Raw genomic sequence first — 14,110 nt, forward strand, 5'->3', positions numbered from 1 at the left:
TCCGATCCCATGAGCTTGACCTTCACCGACATCTTCTGCGGCGCCGGCGGCTCCTCCACCGGTCTGGTATCCGCCGGATACGAGCTGACGCTCGCCGCGAACCACTGGTCCCGCGCGATCGAGACACACGCGGCGAACCACCGCGACGCCGACCACCTGTGCGCCGACATCAACAACTACGACATGCGGCGCCTGCCGAAGACCGACGTGCTGTGGGCCTCCCCGATCTGCACCGAGATCAGCCCCGCCGGCGGACGACGCCGCACCCGCAACCAGCTCGCCCTCGACCTGGAGGACGACGGCCACGTCCCCGACGCCGCCTGGGAACGCACCCGGGCCACCGCCTACGACGTCATCCGCGCCACCGAAGTGCACCGCTACAAGGCCGTCCTGTGCGAGAACGTCGTCGAGTTCGCCGTCGACTGGGAACTGTTCGACTGGTGGCGCAACGGCATGGAGATGCTCGGCTACAACTCGCAGGTCGTGTCGGTGTCCTCCGCGCACGTCGGCGGCGACGGCAGCCTGCCCGCCCCACAGTGGCGGGACCGCATCTACATCGTGTTCACCCGCAAGGGCATCCCGCTGCCCGACCTCAAGCCCCGCCCGCCGGCCCACTGCACGGACTGCGGCGAGGACGTGTTCGCCGTGCAGTCCTGGCGCAACGGCCGCCGGATCGGCAAGTACAAGCAGCAGTACGACTACCGCTGCCCGAACACCCGGTGCCGTCACGCCCTCGTCGACCCCTACATCCGCCCCGCCGCCTCGATCATCGACTGGTCGAACCTCGGCGTCCGGATCGGCGACCGCGCCGACCACCGGCTCCGGCCCCTCGCCACGAACACCATCAAGCGCATCCAGGCCGGCCTCGACCGCCTCGGCGGCGCCGTGCCGCAGGTCCTCACCGTCAACCACGGCGGACACGACGGCCGCGCCTACCCCGCCGACCTGCGCCCCCTGGCCGCCCGCACGGTGAAGATCGGCGACGCCGTGCTCACCCCGCCCGCCGCGGCAAGCTCGTTCGTCGTCGAGTACCGCCGCAACGGCGGAGCCGAACCCGTCGCCCACCCGCTGTCCACACTCTCAGCCCAGGGCAACCACCACGGGCTGGTGATCCCCTACCGCAACGCCGCCACCAAGACCACCGCCGAGCCGCTGCACACTCTCGGGACGAAGGACTCCGCCGGTCTCCTCCGGCCGGCCCCCGCCATCGAGGACTGCCACTACCGGATGATCCAGCCGCGCGAGCAGTTGTACGCGCAGGCGTTCCCGAGCGATTACGTGGTCCACGGCACGCGGCCGGAGCAGACCATGCAGGCCGGGAACGCCGTGTCCGTGAACGTCGCCCACTGGATCGGCGACCGCGTAAAGGCCGCTCTCGCATGACCACCCACCCCGAAGCGGGCGACGTCGTCGATCCCGACGACGCGCCGACCACCATCGCCGTCGCCGACCGACCAGGAGCCACCGTGCCCACCGACCACACCCCGCTCGCCGAAGCCCTGCGCGACCCGGCCGTCCCCGTCCGGGGCCTGACCGTCCGGCAGCCCTGGGCGGCGGCCATCACCCACCTCGACAAGAGGGTGGAGAACCGTTCCCGGGTCACCACCTACACCGGCCTCCTCCTCATCCACGCCGCTAAGAAGACCGACACCGGCGCGATGCGCGACGCCCCCGCAGACCTCCCCGGCCTGACCGAGCGCGGCACCGTCCTCGCCGTCGCCCGCCTCACCGGCTGCCACCCCCACACCCGCTGCGCCGGCCGGTGCAGCACCTGGTCCGACCCCGACCGCTGGCACTGGCAGCTCACCGACGTCACCGCCCTGCGCCAGCCGGTGCCCGCCACCGGCGCCCTCCAGCTGTGGACCCCACCGGACGGCCTCCGGCAGCAGATCGCCGACGCGCTGCCCGCCTCCTGAACGGGCAACAGGAAAGCCCTACCCCCACCAACCCGACCAGCGAAGGATGAAGAACATGAGCCCCAACACCACGGTGACGATCACCTCGTTCGGCTACCTCCACGCCGCACCCCCGGCCGCCGACCTGACCGTCGATCTGCGGCGGCACTTCAAGGACCCCCACGTCCACCCCGAACTCCGCCACCGCACCGCCGAGGACCTGGCCGTGCGCGAGGCCGTCCTGCGCACCGCCGGCATCCCCCAGCTCATCAACGCCATCACCACGGCAGCCGACGCCTACCTGTCCGGCCCCGGCGCCGCCGACATCGCCACCCTCGACATCGCCACCGGCTGCGCGGGAGGACGCCACCGCGCAGGCACCACCGCCATGGTCCTCGCCGCCATCCTCGCCGGCGACCAGGACCAGCTCGCCTACCTCACCGGCGGCCCGGACGCCGCCCGCCGCTGGGGCCTCAACCACCTCGCCCACTGGTACGCGGACCGGCCTCTCGACGTCCACCTCGTCCACCGGGACATGCACCGCGCTGTCGTCGCACGCTGAACCCCGGGGCTGCTCGAATCAGCCCCGGGGCCACCCCATCATCCCACCCAGCGGGGCCCACACCAGCGGGCCCCGCACTCCAGGAGGAGCCCCATGGACCCCTGCCCGTTCTGCAACATCGCCACCGGCCGCGCCCCGGCCATCATCCGGGCGCAGTGGCCCGACACCATCGCCATCGTGCCGCTGCGGCCGGTCACCCCCGGACACTGGCTGATCATCCCCCGCACCCACGTCACCGACGCCACCACCAGCCCGGACGTCACCGCACAGACCATGTACCGCGCCGCCCAGCTCGCCGCCGACATCGAAGACCCCTGCAACCTCATCACCAGCGTCGGACCCGAGGCGACGCAATCGGTCCTGCACCTCCACATCCACCTCGTCCCCCGCGAGTACGGCGACGGCCTGCCCCTCCCCTGGACACCGCAACAGGCCGCCGCCGAACTCGCCGGCCACTGACCGATCCGGCCCGCCCCGTCACCCCGCAGCACCCCACAGGCCCCTCTACCGGCGCGCTGTCGCCCGGTAGAGGGGCCTTTCTGTGTTCCGGCCCGCCCCAGCTCGGCGGAGCCCTACGCTGCCGCCATGGACCCCACCTTCAAGACGGTCATCGACGGCGAGCTGGTCGAACTGCCCGCGACGATCGCCACCATCCGGGCAGCCCTCCCCGCTGAGCAGGCCGAGCAGTTCGACGCCGAGGTGCAGCACGCCGCCGCCGACCGACTGCCCATGGTCCTCGCGCAGTGGGCGCTCCGCGGCACCGGCGCGGACCAGGAGGACGACGAGCTGTTCCGGCGCCTGCAGGCCGGGGAAGACATCGGCGCCGTCGAGGCCGACGACGACGCCGCGAGGGGAGCCGCGTGAGCCGCTACCGCATCGTCTACGCCCCGCCAGCTGATGATGCCCGTAAGAAGATGCCGACCGCGTTGCTCGCGAAGTTCGACGCCGCGATGCGGCCCCTCGCCGCCGACCCCTACGGCAACGGATCCGAACCCGTCGACGGCGAACGCGACCGACGCCAGGCCGTCGCCGCAGGAGTCCTCGTCCGCTACTACGTCGCCAGCGCCGTTCTCACCGTCACCGTCGTCCGCATCGTCTACGTGTAGATGCCCGGGGGGTTTGTTGTCCGCGGACAACAAACCCCCCGGGCATCGGGGCGGCGGGACCTCGGGTCAGCTCTCTAGGAGCAGTTTGCCCAACTGTGCCAACGAGTCCGGCGTCATCCGGCGGACCAGGATCTGGTGTAGGGCGGTGGGATCGGTCCAGGGCATCCTCACAGCGTCGATCTCGGCATCATCGACGGAAGCCGAGCCTGTGGGGGCATTAACCGGGTTAACGGTCACGGTCGACGGCGCCGGTTCGCCAGCGGTCGACGGGGCCGCTGGAGCATTAACCGGGTTAACGGTCGGGTCGTCGGCGAGCAGCCGGCGCTGCCTGGGGGCCGGAGCGTTAACCCGGTTAATCGTCTCCTCGGCCGCGGCTGCTTGCTCCTCCTTGGGCAGCCGGCCGATGCGGCGGGCGGGCTTCACCTTCAACTCGCCCGTCTCGACTTTCTCCTGCAGGTCAGGGGTCAGCTCCAGGAGCGCGAGCCGCTGGGACACCCAGGCCGGCGTCTTGCCGAGGCGCTTGGCCACCTGCGCCTGAGAGCCGTGAACGTCGACGAGTTCCTGGATGGCCTTGGCCTGGTCGAGGGGCGGGACGTCGACACGGTGGATGTTCGCGACGAGGGCGCCCTCGAGCATGTCCGCAGCGCTGGCGGCCAGGCTGTCGTTGACATCGATCCGCAGCTCAGTCAGCCCGGCGATTCCGGCTGCGGCGAGACGCCGGTTGCCGTCGATCACCACGTATTGGGCGGCGCCGAGCGTGTCGGCCTGGTCGGGGTGTGCGGCGAGGAAGGCGGCTCGCCGCACCACGGCGAGGGGCTGGATCTGGCCTCGCTCCGTGAGGGAGGCTGCTGTTTCTTCGAGCTCGGTGAGTTCGTCACGCGGGTTGAACGGGTTGTGCGCCAGCTGGTTCAGCGGCACGGAGGAGGGCGGCACGGCGCCCTCGGTGGGGGCCTCGGTGGCTGCCGAGATCGCGGTCCGTCGTGCGCTCACCGGCTTGGCCCGCACGAACGAGGCGCTGGTGCCGAGCTGGTCCTTCTTGCTCATGAGATCTCCCGTGCGAGTGCGCGCATGCCGACTGCCTGGTCTGACTTGGGCGCGTAGTCGAGCAGCGGCTTCTTCACCCGTACTGCTTCCTTCTGCTCCTTGAGGTCGCCGATCAGGCCGACAACCCGTGGATCCTTTATGTCCATCCACGCCTCCAGGGAGGAGGTGGCGATGTAGCCGCGCCGGGAGTCGTAGTGGTTGACGACGATGCCGAGGTAGTCGACCTCGAGGGCGAGGTCGTTGCGGAGGTCTTCGATCTGGCTGGTGAGGAGGCCGTAGGCATCTGCGGAGCTGTCTTCCGCCTGCACGACGATCAGGGCTCCCGAGGAGCCGAGCTGCTCGTTGGAGCGGCGTCGGCCGTAGTACACGGCGGCGTCCATGCTCAGGCCGAGGCTGGGTGGGCAGTCGACGATGATGACGTCGTAGTCGGATTCGACTGCGGTGAGTGCCCGCTCGAGGGCGGCTTCGCGGGCGCGGACCCCGGCGAGCTTCACGTCGAGGAGAAACGCGTCGTTGCAGCTGGGCAGGAGCTTCAGTCGGCCGCCGAAGCGGTCGCCTTCGATCGGGACGATCAGGTCCCGCAGATGCCCGGCCGGCTCACCGGCCATGTGCTTGGTGAGGCTGTCGCCCTCCATCGGCAGCGGTTCGTGCCCGAGCTGCTGCGTGAGATGGCATTGCGGGTCAAAATCCACCAACAGGACCCGGAGCCCCAGGCCGGGCAGATCCTCCAGCTCGAGGGGATCGGTACTGCCCGCCTCGCGCAGCGCAGCCGCGAAGTGCTTGGAGACCCGCACCGGGTGGAGGCTCTCCTGCCCCTCGGACATGGCCTCGCCGACGCCTGCAGTGATCGCGGTCTTGCCCACGCCTCCCTTCTGGTTGCAGACGATGATGCGCCGCGGGATCTCGGGACGCTGCACATCCGGGGCCGGGTTGGCATGCAGCCATACCTGGACGGCCTGCGCGAGCCCTTGGATGAGGGAGACCTTGCGGTCGGCCGCCACCTTCTTGAAGGTGTCCCACTGCCCGGGCGGAAGCCAGGTGGAGAACGAGTCCGCGCCGGCGGTGTCGACGGGGGAAGGGGAGGAGGCGAGGCCGCACCACTGGGTGACGCCCTGCTCGACGGCGGTCTGGATTTCGATACCGAGCTGTGCGGAGCGGATCTTGAGGTCTTGCCAGATCCACCCGGGCAGCTTGGAGACGACCTTCTCGCGGTCGCTGGCGGATGGGGTAGCCATGAACAGACCTTACTAACGGTGGCGGTTGAGTCCAGGATTAACACGTTACCAAGGAAGGCCACGTGAGTTGCCGAGATGTCCCATCCGAAAGAGGGCGTCCTCGTCGGGCGCCAGCGAGGCGGTCACGTACACCTCCTCGGCAAGCCGCCGCAGTGGCGGCGCGAAGCAGCCACGTGACGCCGGCCTGGCCAGCCGCCAGAAGTCTTCGGCGTGACACCGAGGAGCTGAGGTGCCATCAGAGCGTCACCGTCGGCGTCTGGTTGCGTGACCTCCGCCACACTCCGACCCAGTGATTGGCATATGCCCCGCAGCAGATAGGTGAGCACCGGGTTTCCCATTCATCACACGAGAGACCTGTTTCTCCAGGTCAGAACCGTTCGATACAGGGTTCGCACATGCTGCCGGGTCACGGCCCATTCATGTGTACGGAGGCATATTGCGCGATAGCGGAGCACAGAGTTCCGCATCTCGTCGAAGTGTGCTTCAACGATTGGCTACTCAATGCGCTTGGCTGACTATCGAGGGCCACTCAGTCCTCCGGCGTGCACCCCCCAACACCCCGCGCAGGCACGCTGCTTAACCACATTCCCTGAGAGGAACCAGCAGGACGTGAGCCTCGCTTTCACCAACACCGCCCTGGCCGCCATCGCGGCACGGCTGGTATTCCCGGACATCAAGGCCCTCGCGTGGTGGTCAATCGGCGCCGGGGTGCGCCTCGGCATCATCCTGCTCCGGCGTCGCCAGCTCTGGCAGGCCAGCCGGTGCCACTCCACCTCCCACGCCTATCACATCAAGGGGGCAGCGTGACCAGCGACCACATCGCCGATCTCCCCCTGGTGGACCTTCCCGCGGCCTTCGTGGCCTTCCACGAGCAGCACTACCCCGGCTACTGCGAATACGCCAAGCTTCACCTCGGCAACGAGACCGAGGCTATGGACCTCGTCGACGACCTGTTCACGCATCTCGCCGAGAACTGGGCCAGCCTCATGGCCACCGCCGCGCCGGCGGCCGAGGTCTGGGCGCTGCTGAAGATCATCGTCGTCGCTCAGCTGGACGCCCGCGGCAGCAGGTCGGCGATGCCGGAAACCGCCGCATTCCGCAGGGTCGCCCGCGAAGTCCTGGACCGCACTCGCGGAGAGTTCGAGCTGATGGAAAGCAGCATCGGCCTCTACACCGCGATCGCCGCCCTCCCCGACCGTCACTTCGACGTTGTCGTCCTGCGGTACGTCCTGGGCTACCCCACCCCGAGGGCCGCCACCATCATGGGCATCGAGGAGACGACCGTCCGCACCTACGTGCACCAGGCACGCCGCAAGCTCGCGCGGGACATCGGCCTCGACGACCGGCACCACCTCACCGATCCCGCATGAGCAGGAGGACCCCGATGAACACACCCACCACCAACGACTTCCTCGAAAACGCCCGCCTCCTGCCCACCGTCACCCAGGCCGATGTCGTCGCGTCCCGCGAGCGCATCCGCCGCAGGGTCTCGGACAAGCTCTGGCGCCAGGCGCTACACGACCACGCCCACAGCTCCCCGAACGGGGATCCCGCCGGCCGCCAGGACGACCACCCCCCGGGCGCCATCCGGTCAGCGATGGCCGTCTCCGAACACGCCGCCGACGACCTGCGCCAGATCTGCTCCATGGTCCTGCGCGACCTGACAACCGCCCGGAAGCTGGCCGGCCTCGTCAACAACGCCCGCATCGAACCCGACGGCGCCCTCGCCTTCGCCTGCCTCCTCCACCTCGCCGGCCGCAGTGAAGCCGCACAGTTCTGGTGGCAGTTCACCGCCGGCGCCGGCCAGCCCACCGCGGCCCTGTGCCTTTTCCTCCTTCACCTCCACCGCGGCGACATCCGCGACGCAACCCACTGGGCCGCCCAGGCCACCGCCATGGACGACAGCCAGGACCGCTTCTACTCCGCCACCGGCCCCACCCACACCCTCTACTGCAGCGGCTACACCACCGTCGAGTCCATGCTCCTGCGCACCAGGGCCGCCCTCGTTGACAAGGCCACCGATCCGGACCGCTGCCCGGGCCCTGCCCTCGCTGACGCCGTGCAGCAGCTGGTCGTCACCCCGGACATCGACTTCGGCGACATTCCACGAGCCGACCCGAGGATCGCCGACCACCTCGACGCCGCCTCCGCCTGACCGCCGGGGCCCGCCTCACCAGCGGGCCCCATGCCTTCACGGCCCTTGGGCGCCGCAGGCAGCGCGGTGGTTGTCAACATCGGTCCGGACCCCTCACCGATTCGAGGGCCCCTTCCGCCAAGCCGCCGACATCAGTAAGCATCAGCCGCTATCTCTGATGGGTGATCAAGAACCTCTCCCGCATCGCCACCGCAGTGGCGCTCGCCCTCCTGCCGGCGACGATGCTCACGCCCGCCCACGCCGCCGACACTCCCACGGCCGCCGAGACCCTGCCCCTCGCGCAGGCCATCAACCGCCTGCCCATCGCCGACGAGATCCGCGACGGATACAGCCGCGACAAGTTCAAGCACTGGAACGCCGGGGAGATCCGCGGGGACGGTTGCGACACCCGCAAGGAAGTCCTCATCCACGAGGCCATCGAGCCGCCCACCATCGGCCCCAACTGCTCCCTCACCGGCGGCACCTGGTGGTCGTACTACGACGAGGTCACCGTCACCGAAGCCGGCCAGCTCGACATCGACCACATGGTGCCGCTGGCCGAAGCATGGGATTCCGGCGCGCACGCGTGGACGGCCCAGAGGCGGGAGGCGTACGCGAACGACCAGGGCGCGGAGGAGAGCCTGCTGGCGGTGACGGGGACGACGAACCGCTCCAAGGGTGACAAGGACCCGGCGGAATGGTTGCCGCCGGCACCGGGAGCGCTGTGCCGCTACCTGTCCGAATGGACTGGCACCAAGCTGCGCTGGGACCTGACTGCCGACGAGACCGAGCAAGCCCGTCTGGCCGACCTCGCGGACGAGTGCACCGACACCGTCGTCACTTACGAGCCGGCTCCCTGAGCAGGCCGACCGGGGCCGTGGCGGACGAGATGTCCGCCACGGCCCCGCTCGGCAATGACCAATCGGTGGACCCCGGGAAGGACGTCGACAAGAGCGGGTTTCCCCATTCAAACAAATGGCTGATAGGTGTTCGATGAATTCGGTTATGCGGGGTTCCATTGTCAGTGGCCGTTCTTAGCCTGAATAGGTGGCTAACGGCGTATGGCACACCGAATACGGAATCGAGATCAACCTGTCCCGCCGGGACCTCGGGCACCCTGACCGTCCCGGTCTCCTCGACGAGATCCTCACCCCGACCTCGCAGCGCAACTCCCAGCTCCTCGAATGCCTCGCGCACCACTACGGCTCCCCGTGCGAGTCCGAGCGGGGCGGCAAGTCGCCGTGGATGTTCGTCCGCCGGGGCCGCGCCGGCAGCAGCAGACCACTGGTCGCAGCCCACCTCCCGGTCACGCACAAGCCCACCCCGGGGGAGAGCGACCAGCACAAGGCCATGAAGGAACGGGTCGTCACCACCGCGGCGCGTAACGGCCTGCAGGCCGACACCGAGGTCCGCGCGGCGAACGGGAGGACCATCTCCGACGCTGTGGTCACCGGCCCGGACGGGCAACGCATCGGATGGGAGATCCAGTTCTCCCCCCTGGGAGCCAGCGGCGTGCGAAGCCGCACCGCGAAGACGCTGGGCAACGGCGTCTTCCCGCTGTGGGTGGCCAAAGACCCCACCGCCCACCTCATCGACCGGGCCCCCTGGGCGCGCATCAACGACACCCCCTGGCGGGACATCCGGGACGGCCAGCACCTCCCCGTCCGCGGAGGCTTCCGCCGCTTCCAGATCTGGCGCTGCACACCCCGCGACCCCCGCCCCTGCCCCGACGGGAAAGGCCAGTGCGACAACATCCACACCGCCTGGTCCCTGCCCGCCGTGTGCGTCCCCGAGGAGAAGACCCCGTTCATCGACACCCTGGTCGTGCGCAGCGCCACCGGTGAGCACGTGCCCGTCTTCGTCCCCTCCCGCGCCGACGGGCGCGCCGGCAGCTACATGTGGGTGCCCGCCGCCGACCACCAGCAGTGGATCGACTACTGCGGCGAGGACCTCACCCCCCGCCCTTCCCAGCCCGGCACCGACCCCGACGACGTCATCACCTTCACCGAGGACGACATCGACTACACCTGCCGCTGGGGCCAAGAGACCGAGACCCGCGCGCGAACCAGCCCTCGCCCCCGCCGGGACACCGGCCAGTCCATCGGCCGCACCTTCAACCCCGCCACGCACCTCACCGTCATCCCTACCCAACGCGCCACCAGCACCGTCACCTTCTCCCGGATGACCTCCGCGCAACGCGCTGCAGCGGCAGCCATCCACCGCTGCCAACCCTGGGAACTGGGCCTGTGCAACGGCTGCTCCGCCCTCATGCGCCGCCACGGAACCAACGCAGCGATCTTCTGCGATACCTGCCGCCGCACCCTCAACAACCGGGTGCCATCCCAAGCCGGCCCCTTTCGGGAACAACCTGCCGTGCCGATGCGATGACGGATCTCAGCCCGGGGCGCGGGCGCGCCCCGGGACGCCGATGACCGGCTTCGCCGGCAGAAGAGCGCGGCATCGCCTACCGGCCCGGCTCATCCGGGATCCCGCCCCGCTACCACGTGCGTGTGTGGCTTTTGTCCGACCCTGGGCGAGAGCGTGGTCAGAACTGCAGTCGGTTGTCGGCCAGCACGGTCTGGAGGCCGTCGATGAGGGCGGGCCGGGTCGCGCTCATGCTGATGTCCTGGAGCGCCGCTTCCCAGAGATGGTCGGGGAGGTAGTCCATGTCCCACCGCAGGTGGCGCCAGCGGATCGCGATGGGGTCGTCCGGGTCCTCCGGGTCGTGTCCGAGAGCGCGCAGCCGGGTGGCCCACCGGTCGACGATGGCGAGGTCGTGACTGTCGGCGATGAGAGCCTGAATGTCGTCTCGGGTGACGTCGGCCGGTGTGGTGTCGCGTTCGCGGGCCACCAGGTACAGGCCGGCGGCCAAGCCGGCGCCGCCGTTGGCCTTCGCGTCTCCGTCCCAGCCGAGGGTCGCGTCGGGCCACAGCTGCGCCAGGAGGTCGATTGCCCGGTCCCAGGCGGCCTGCCAGAGTTCGGGCCCGTCGCCGCCCTCGTGCTGGAGGGCCCGGAGGTGGTCTATCACCAGAGTCATGGCCTCATTCTCCCGCCGGCGGGCCTTGCCGAGGAGCAGGCCCGCCCTGGATCCTGCCGAGAACACGCTGACTTGAGGAGAAGGGGGGTCGTCGTGGAGGACTTCTTCGCGCGCCTGGAGAGCAGGGCTCATGCGTGGCCGGCTGGGCAGCGGGATCTGCACTGGCTGGTGATCCCGCCCGCCGAGGTCGCTCGCGAGCGGCTGTATGAGCCGTACCGTGAGCTGGCCGGCCAGCCCGGCCTCCACCCAGTGCGGCCGGAGTGGATGCACATCACCGTGCTCCACTCCGGGCCCGCGGCCGACGCGACGCCGGCCGAGGTCGACCGGACCCGCGCGGAAGTCGCGCGCCGCGCCGCCAGCATCGCCCCGTTCGACCTCACGCTGTCGCGGCCGGACGTCGGCAACTCGGCGATCGAGAGCCGGGGTTATCCGGGGGCGCCGCTGCGCGCGCTGTGGGAGATGACGTGGGAGGCGCAGGTCTCGGTGGTCGGGGACCGGTGGCCGCGCATCCCGACGGCCTCGTATCCGCACCTGACGCACGCCTACGCCGGCGCCGACGGCCACCTGGCCGACCGCGGCGTGCTGAAGGTGTTGCTCTCGGATCTCCCGGGCGGCCTGGTGACGGTGCCGGTGGACATGCTGACGCTGGTGGCGGAGTGGCACGACCGCCGGGAGATCCGCTGGGAGGTGCTGGCCGAGGTGCCCCTGCTCGGGGGTGCCGGCTGACCGGCGGCCGTTCGCGCGGCAGCAAGCCCGCCCGCCCGGCTGCCGGAGCGTGGATCAGGCGACCGGCACCGGCCGGGGAGGGCGCGGGGCAGGCGCCGACGCCGGGCGATACGCCTCCACGAGGTCCTGTGCCCACCGGGGAGTTGTCGGCGCGTCCTCGCCCCAGGCGCCGAGGCGCTGACGCCGGAGAGGCTCCAGCGCCTGCCCGGCATCGTCGCAGTAGAGCCCCTCCACGGAGAGGGATGTTGCCCACCACGTCTGCCCGGTGTGGTCGTAGGCGTACTGGCATTCCAGTGAGTCGACTCGGAGCAAGGGGCGATCGGGCCGGGCGCTCACCGACAGCAGGTTGCCCCATTCACCGCGGACGAGGGGGCCGTGGTGCGCCGCGAAGGTGAGGGTGAGGGTCTTCACGGGCTCGCTGATCTGGTCGCCGTCCGGGCCATGGATCTGCTCACCCTCAGCCCAGCTGGCGGCCGCTACCTCGGGCTGTTGTTGCTCTGTCACGTCTCCACCCCGTGCTCGGTCCCATAGACGTACAGCTGTATCCTCTCGCCCTCTCCGAGCCACGGCAACGTGCGCCGCCCACCCGATCGGGCCGCTTCCCGCGAACACCGCCTTGGTTGTCAGCGCGCCCCGCTACGGTCAGGAGAGCTCATCACGCCAGCAGCAGGAGGAGGACGCGAGGACCATGTCGAGCCGTCCGGCACCGAGCGGTGCTCCGATCCGGTTCGTGGACGGGATTCCGATGTATGCGGCCGGGGAGGCACCGGCCGATCTGCTGACGAGCGACCAGTTGCGGGAGCAGCGGCTGCGTCCGGCACGTGGTCAGCGGCCAGCCGCGTACGTCACCGCCCACCCCGACGCCGCCGGCGCGATCCGCTTCACTGCCCTCTACGACCCGGCCGCCGCAGAGCGGATGCGTGCGCTGTCGCCCGGCCAGCAGCGGGCGATGGCCGCCCGCCGTACCTGCCCGCGGTGCGGAACGGTGGGTACCGAGCTGATCCGGCGCGATGTCGGCGTCTGCGCGGACTGCGCTGAGGCCGTGCGCCGCCGCCGGGTTGAGGAGCGGCGGCGCGCGTGCACCGGCTGCGGCCGGCCGGCCACCCGCCCCTATCCGGCCGGGCACCGCCGCTGCACGGTCTGCGCTCTGTACTACGCCCTGTGGGAGCAGGGCGAGGCCGGCCGGGCTGAGGAGTGGGCGAGGACCTGCCCCGGCCTCGGCGATGGCCACCCCTGCGGCACCGTCACCGCGACCGTCGCCGAAGTCGCCGCCCGGCTGCGCGAGTACGGCGGCTGGGAGCCGACGCCGTGCGCCCGGTGCGCGGCGGAACTCGACCGCCGCGCCGAGGCGTCCGACCGGGCCTGGGAGGAGAGCCATCTGGACCCGGCCGGCCACCGGCGGCGTGAGGTGGCCGGCGTGCAGGCGTGGGCCCGCGAGGTCCTGGCCGACCCGCGCGCCGTCGTGCTGGACACCGAGACCACCGGCAAGGACAGGGACTCACGGATCGTGGAGTTCACCGCCCTCACCACCGGCGGCGACATCCTGCTCGACACCCTCGTCGACCCCGGCGTGCCGATCCCCGCCCGGGCCACCGCCGTGCACGGCATCCGCGACCAGGACGTCGCCGGCGCCCCCGCGCTGCCCGACCTCCTGCCCCGCCTCTCCCGCATCCTCCGCTCGTCCACCCGCATCGTGGCGTACAACGCCCCGTTCGACCGGCAGCGCCTGCGCTATGAGGCGCATCTCCACCACCAGGCCCGCGCGACCGGCGGCCACCACGCGCCCGAGTACGGCATCCACCCGGCCGCCGCCGCCTTCGTCGCCGGCCGCTGGCAGTGCGCCATGCGCGCGTACTCCACCTGGTTCGGCGAACCCCACCGCGACGGAGACGGTTACCGGTGGCAGCCCCTCGGCGGCGGCCACCGCGCCCTGGGGGACTGCCGCGCAGTACTGGACCGTCTGCACCGGATGCTGGGCGACCCTCCCTCCCACGACCCGCTCGACGGATACTGGTGACCCTCTCTACCGCTAGAACCTCAAAATTGGTTCAGACCTCCTGACACTTAGTCAGGTCGGCTGTCGGGCAGCGCCGGGCGGCCCGACCGGCGCTGCCCGACACGTTAACGGCGCCGCCGACCCCCCACTCCCTGCTGCGGCTTTCGACCCCCCGGTGAGGGGCGGGGAGCACGGAGTGCTTCCCGCACCGTCCCGCACTGCCCATCAAACCCCAGCCCACAACGGGTTTCCACGCACCACACACCACCGCACACACCCTCCAGGGGCAAGGCCGGAGGCCGCGCCCCGACCGCCCGGGCCCGGAGGGCACGGGCACCACCACCCCACCCAGGCCCCGGAGGGGCCGCCGGCCCT

The 14,110-nt window shown here is 70.7% G+C and carries 17 protein-coding genes; 13 read left to right on the forward strand and 4 right to left on the reverse strand.

The genetic code is table 11. The features are described from left to right. Positions 1 to 9 precede the first annotated feature (9 nt). The 6 genes from BM385_RS25675 to BM385_RS25700 all read left to right on the forward strand — a co-directional run bounded on the left by BM385_RS25675 (position 10) and on the right by BM385_RS25700 (position 3,563). Positions 10 to 1,383, forward strand: coding sequence for a DNA cytosine methyltransferase (locus BM385_RS25675; protein ID WP_093844508.1), 1,374 nt, complete (start codon positions 10 to 12; stop codon positions 1,381 to 1,383). Next, positions 1,380 to 1,916, forward strand: a complete 537-nt coding sequence (locus BM385_RS25680; protein WP_093844509.1) for an ASCH domain-containing protein — start codon at positions 1,380 to 1,382, stop codon at positions 1,914 to 1,916. The genes BM385_RS25675 and BM385_RS25680 overlap by 4 nt, the downstream gene beginning before the upstream one ends. 55 nt (positions 1,917 to 1,971) lie before the next feature. After that, complete coding sequence (locus tag BM385_RS25685) at positions 1,972 to 2,457, forward strand: RapZ C-terminal domain-containing protein (protein WP_107407837.1); 486 nt, start codon at positions 1,972 to 1,974, stop codon at positions 2,455 to 2,457. Positions 2,458 to 2,550: 93 nt separating this feature from the next. Then, the gene (locus tag BM385_RS25690) at positions 2,551 to 2,916 is read left to right on the forward strand and encodes an HIT family protein (protein WP_093844510.1); all 366 of its coding nucleotides are present in this window, start codon (positions 2,551 to 2,553) and stop codon (positions 2,914 to 2,916) included. Positions 2,917 to 3,042: 126 nt separating this feature from the next. Further along, entirely contained in the window at positions 3,043 to 3,321 is a 279-nt protein-coding gene (locus BM385_RS25695) for a hypothetical protein (protein WP_093844511.1), read from the forward strand. Positions 3,322 to 3,371: 50 nt separating this feature from the next. Then, on the forward strand, positions 3,372 to 3,563 hold the full coding sequence (locus tag BM385_RS25700) for a hypothetical protein (protein WP_254791737.1): 192 nt from the start codon (positions 3,372 to 3,374) through the stop codon (positions 3,561 to 3,563). A 66-nt stretch (positions 3,564 to 3,629) separates the two neighbouring features. On the opposite strand, the gene BM385_RS25705 is transcribed toward BM385_RS25700, so the two are convergent. Beyond that, on the reverse strand, positions 3,630 to 4,607 hold the full coding sequence (locus BM385_RS25705) for a ParB/RepB/Spo0J family partition protein (protein WP_093844513.1): 978 nt from the start codon (positions 4,605 to 4,607) through the stop codon (positions 3,630 to 3,632). Further along, complete coding sequence (locus BM385_RS25710; protein WP_093844514.1) at positions 4,604 to 5,842, reverse strand: ParA family protein; 1,239 nt, start codon at positions 5,840 to 5,842, stop codon at positions 4,604 to 4,606. The genes BM385_RS25705 and BM385_RS25710 overlap by 4 nt, the downstream gene beginning before the upstream one ends. Positions 5,843 to 6,451: 609 nt before the next feature. Between BM385_RS25710 and BM385_RS25715 the strand changes: the two genes are divergently transcribed. The 5 genes from BM385_RS25715 to BM385_RS25735 all read left to right on the forward strand — a co-directional run bounded on the left by BM385_RS25715 (position 6,452) and on the right by BM385_RS25735 (position 10,364). After that, complete coding sequence (locus BM385_RS25715) at positions 6,452 to 6,649, forward strand: hypothetical protein (protein ID WP_093844515.1); 198 nt, start codon at positions 6,452 to 6,454, stop codon at positions 6,647 to 6,649. Then, complete coding sequence (locus BM385_RS25720; RefSeq protein ID WP_254791738.1) at positions 6,646 to 7,212, forward strand: sigma-70 family RNA polymerase sigma factor; 567 nt, start codon at positions 6,646 to 6,648, stop codon at positions 7,210 to 7,212. The genes BM385_RS25715 and BM385_RS25720 overlap by 4 nt, the downstream gene beginning before the upstream one ends. A gap of 14 nt (positions 7,213 to 7,226) precedes the next feature. After that, on the forward strand, positions 7,227 to 7,997 hold the full coding sequence (locus tag BM385_RS25725) for a hypothetical protein (RefSeq protein WP_093844516.1): 771 nt from the start codon (positions 7,227 to 7,229) through the stop codon (positions 7,995 to 7,997). Between the two features lie 161 nt (positions 7,998 to 8,158). Beyond that, positions 8,159 to 8,836: an HNH endonuclease family protein gene (locus BM385_RS25730; RefSeq protein WP_254791739.1), complete on the forward strand. Its 678-nt coding sequence runs from the start codon at positions 8,159 to 8,161 to the stop codon at positions 8,834 to 8,836. A gap of 187 nt (positions 8,837 to 9,023) precedes the next feature. After that, on the forward strand, positions 9,024 to 10,364 hold the full coding sequence (locus tag BM385_RS25735; protein ID WP_093844517.1) for a competence protein CoiA family protein: 1,341 nt from the start codon (positions 9,024 to 9,026) through the stop codon (positions 10,362 to 10,364). Positions 10,365 to 10,521: 157 nt separating this feature from the next. Here BM385_RS25735 and BM385_RS27380 read toward each other — a convergent pair whose 3' ends face one another. After that, the gene (locus BM385_RS27380) at positions 10,522 to 11,013 is read right to left on the reverse strand and encodes a hypothetical protein (protein ID WP_175543111.1); all 492 of its coding nucleotides are present in this window, start codon (positions 11,011 to 11,013) and stop codon (positions 10,522 to 10,524) included. A gap of 93 nt (positions 11,014 to 11,106) precedes the next feature. Here BM385_RS27380 and BM385_RS27385 point away from each other — a divergent pair, with 93 nt between their 5' ends. Continuing rightward, on the forward strand, positions 11,107 to 11,739 hold the full coding sequence (locus tag BM385_RS27385; RefSeq protein WP_175543112.1) for a 2'-5' RNA ligase family protein: 633 nt from the start codon (positions 11,107 to 11,109) through the stop codon (positions 11,737 to 11,739). 54 nt (positions 11,740 to 11,793) lie between these two features. Here BM385_RS27385 and BM385_RS25745 read toward each other — a convergent pair whose 3' ends face one another. Continuing rightward, positions 11,794 to 12,243 (reverse strand): hypothetical protein, encoded by a 450-nt coding sequence (locus BM385_RS25745; protein WP_093844519.1) that lies wholly within the window; start codon positions 12,241 to 12,243, stop codon positions 11,794 to 11,796. 184 nt (positions 12,244 to 12,427) lie between these two features. Here BM385_RS25745 and BM385_RS25750 point away from each other — a divergent pair, with 184 nt between their 5' ends. Beyond that, the gene (locus tag BM385_RS25750; RefSeq protein WP_093844520.1) at positions 12,428 to 13,756 is read left to right on the forward strand and encodes a 3'-5' exonuclease; all 1,329 of its coding nucleotides are present in this window, start codon (positions 12,428 to 12,430) and stop codon (positions 13,754 to 13,756) included. Positions 13,757 to 14,110 lie beyond the last annotated feature (354 nt).

This window comes from Streptomyces harbinensis (assembly GCF_900116145.1).
GTDB classification, from domain to species: domain Bacteria; phylum Actinomycetota; class Actinomycetes; order Streptomycetales; family Streptomycetaceae; genus Streptomyces; species Streptomyces carpaticus.

Coding starts and splice junctions, on each gene's coding strand:
- BM385_RS25685 (WP_107407837.1), top strand. CDS start 1,972: ATGAGCCCCAACACCACGGTGACGATCACCTCGTTCGGCTACCTCCAC.
- BM385_RS25750 (WP_093844520.1), top strand. CDS start 12,428: ATGTCGAGCCGTCCGGCACCGAGCGGTGCTCCGATCCGGTTCGTGGAC.
- BM385_RS25695 (WP_093844511.1), top strand. CDS start 3,043: ATGGACCCCACCTTCAAGACGGTCATCGACGGCGAGCTGGTCGAACTG.
- BM385_RS25690 (WP_093844510.1), top strand. CDS start 2,551: ATGGACCCCTGCCCGTTCTGCAACATCGCCACCGGCCGCGCCCCGGCC.
- BM385_RS25705 (WP_093844513.1), bottom strand. CDS start 4,607: ATGAGCAAGAAGGACCAGCTCGGCACCAGCGCCTCGTTCGTGCGGGCC.
- BM385_RS25725 (WP_093844516.1), top strand. CDS start 7,227: ATGAACACACCCACCACCAACGACTTCCTCGAAAACGCCCGCCTCCTG.
- BM385_RS25675 (WP_093844508.1), top strand. CDS start 10: ATGAGCTTGACCTTCACCGACATCTTCTGCGGCGCCGGCGGCTCCTCC.
- BM385_RS27380 (WP_175543111.1), bottom strand. CDS start 11,013: ATGACTCTGGTGATAGACCACCTCCGGGCCCTCCAGCACGAGGGCGGC.
- BM385_RS25710 (WP_093844514.1), bottom strand. CDS start 5,842: ATGGCTACCCCATCCGCCAGCGACCGCGAGAAGGTCGTCTCCAAGCTG.
- BM385_RS25680 (WP_093844509.1), top strand. CDS start 1,380: ATGACCACCCACCCCGAAGCGGGCGACGTCGTCGATCCCGACGACGCG.
- BM385_RS25700 (WP_254791737.1), top strand. CDS start 3,372: ATGCCGACCGCGTTGCTCGCGAAGTTCGACGCCGCGATGCGGCCCCTC.